The 323-nt window shown below is 30.0% G+C and carries 1 protein-coding gene; it reads left to right on the forward strand.

Annotation, left to right across the window (positions count from 1 at the left end; translation table 11 throughout):
- The coding region (locus tag EZH24_RS13680; protein ID WP_170310896.1) for a restriction endonuclease subunit S at nt 1-323 on the forward strand (323 nt) is incomplete at both ends.

Consider the following 323-nt stretch of genomic DNA (forward strand, 5'->3'; position numbering starts at 1 on the left):
TTTGATGATTCTGTATATCTAAAAAAAGGCGATATGCTATTTTCTTGGTCTGGAAACCCTGAAACTTCGATAGATGTATTTTACTATAATTTACCAGATGGCTGGCTCAATCAGCATATATTTAAAATAAAAACTAAAGACAGTGTATTTTATAGGTATTTCTTTTATATCTTAAAATATTTAAAACCAAATTTTACAGCAATAGCAACAAATAAACAGACAACGGGGTTAGGTCATGTAACAATTAATGATTTAAAAAAAATAAAAATAAAACTCCCGCCGCTGGAAGAACAAAAGAAAATCGCCTCCATACTCTCATCGCT

It is taken from the genome of Brachyspira catarrhinii (genome assembly GCF_005518285.1).
In the GTDB taxonomy this organism is placed as follows: Bacteria; Spirochaetota; Brachyspiria; order Brachyspirales; family Brachyspiraceae; genus Brachyspira; species Brachyspira catarrhinii.